Genomic DNA, 1,665 nt, shown 5'->3' with positions numbered 1-1,665 from the left:
GATTACGCCCCCCGTGATTGGCCGCATCAGCATCGGCCGCGTGGTGGAGAAGAACGGCAAGCGTCTGCCCGAGAAAGACGATCAGTTCACCATCACCACCCAGATCCAGACCAAGGAAGGCTGGCTGCCCCACCCGCTGGATGACGCCCTGCGCCAGGACACCAAGGGCAACAAGCTCCGCAGCATTCCCGTCACCTTGCCGTTCAACGATCCGGACCTGAATCTACGGGCGGAATACACCTTCTTTGACCGCAAGAGTGGCAGGCCGCTGTGTGCAGGCAACGGGGAGACATGCCGGCGGCATACCGAGAATGGACTGGAATCGCTCCCCTGCCCGTCACCGGATCTGTGCGACTACGGCAGCCACGGGCTGTGTAAGCCCTATGGCCGCTTGTATGTCCGTATCGGGAATGACGATGAGCTGGGCTGTTTCGTGTTCCGGACCACCGGCTACAACAGCATCCGTACCCTGGCTGCCCGGCTGCGCTACTTCCACGCCATCAGTGGCGGCAACCTGGCCACCCTGCCGCTGGAGCTCAAGCTGCGCGGCAAGAGCACCACCCAGAGCCACCGGGCACCGATCTACTACGTGGATCTAACCCTGCGGGCCGATCAGCCCCTGAAAGAAGCCGTCACCCACGCCAGGGAGGAAGCCAAGGGGCGAGAGAATCTGGGGATTCACCAGACGGAGCTGGACAAGGTTGCTCAGGCCGGGCTGTTGAACGCCTGGTTCGAGTATGGGGAAGAAGAAGGGCTGCAGGTTACTGAGGAGTTCTTTCAAGCAGAGACGGCACCCAAATCCGAAGCAAACGCTCAATCAACGAAAAAGCTCAAACAGAAATTGACCAATTCACCACTTACGCCGGCCGCAACAGGAAACAACGAAAGTAAGTAAGCATGGCGAGAATTCTTAACTCTCGCCAACGATCAGCACTTCAGCCTTCAACCATAGATCTGAAGGGCGGCACTCCAATGCCTCGGACAGACGCCACACCGTTGAAACCGAGGCTTGTCGATTACCCAGCTCAACACCGGACAGAAAGGATCTGGAGAGCCCTGCCCTGTTAGCCAAATCCTCTTGGCTGATACTCAGCTCAATACGCCTAATCTTGACTGCTTTGCCAAAGGCAACCGGAATTTCCATCAAATGCTGACCTGCCATCTAAGGTAAAGAAAGCAGTCTGGATGGTTATGAGAAGCCTATTAACGCCCGTTAGGGCACCCTATGTACTCTATAGGAAACATTAAGTAATCTAATCACCCTAATCATCTGATTAAGGGTCGCCTCAGAGCATTGGCTCATCCCACCAAAGAAGAACGAAGCACAAAAAAGGAGAAAACCATGGGCAATGACTGCCTTCGACTGATAGCAGGCCTTTTTCTGGCTACATCACTTATCGGCTGCCTGGATGGCGCCAGCGATATAGACATCGTCAAAGAAGGGCGATTCGACGCCCACCCAGAATTCAAGATCGGTGAAACCTTTGACAACCGGTCCATGTGCGAAAGCACCAGCTGGCAAATGGTTCAAGATAACCGTGGAAGAGATCTAGTCGAGTACCGCTGCGAGATTGTAGGCGTCAACGACTACTACCATAAAAGACTGGTTGCTCTGGCTGAAAAATGCGAGGAATCCCTAAACGACACCTCCCCCAACCCCTTCAG

Annotated in this window: 2 protein-coding genes and 1 pseudogene; 2 read left to right on the top strand and 1 reads right to left on the bottom strand. The window is 55.1% G+C overall.

Annotated features, from left to right (window positions below):
* Position 1: 1 nt before the first annotated feature.
* Complete coding sequence (locus tag A3730_RS32395; protein WP_231884088.1) at positions 2-895, top strand: hydrolase or metal-binding protein; 894 nt, start codon at positions 2-4, stop codon at positions 893-895.
* A 15-nt stretch (positions 896-910) separates the two neighbouring features.
* On the opposite strand, the gene A3730_RS28985 is transcribed toward A3730_RS32395, so the two are convergent.
* Complete coding sequence (locus tag A3730_RS28985) at positions 911-1,144, bottom strand: helix-turn-helix domain-containing protein (protein ID WP_063519348.1); 234 nt, start codon at positions 1,142-1,144, stop codon at positions 911-913.
* A gap of 198 nt (positions 1,145-1,342) precedes the next feature.
* Here A3730_RS28985 and A3730_RS28980 point away from each other — a divergent pair.
* Positions 1,343-1,665 (top strand): annotated as a pseudogene (locus A3730_RS28980) (hypothetical protein); the annotation flags it as partial.

It is taken from the genome of Alcanivorax sp. HI0044 (assembly GCF_001634945.1).
The sequence above is the reverse complement of the archived record's forward strand: the minus strand, read 5'-3'. Positions and strand labels throughout refer to the sequence as shown.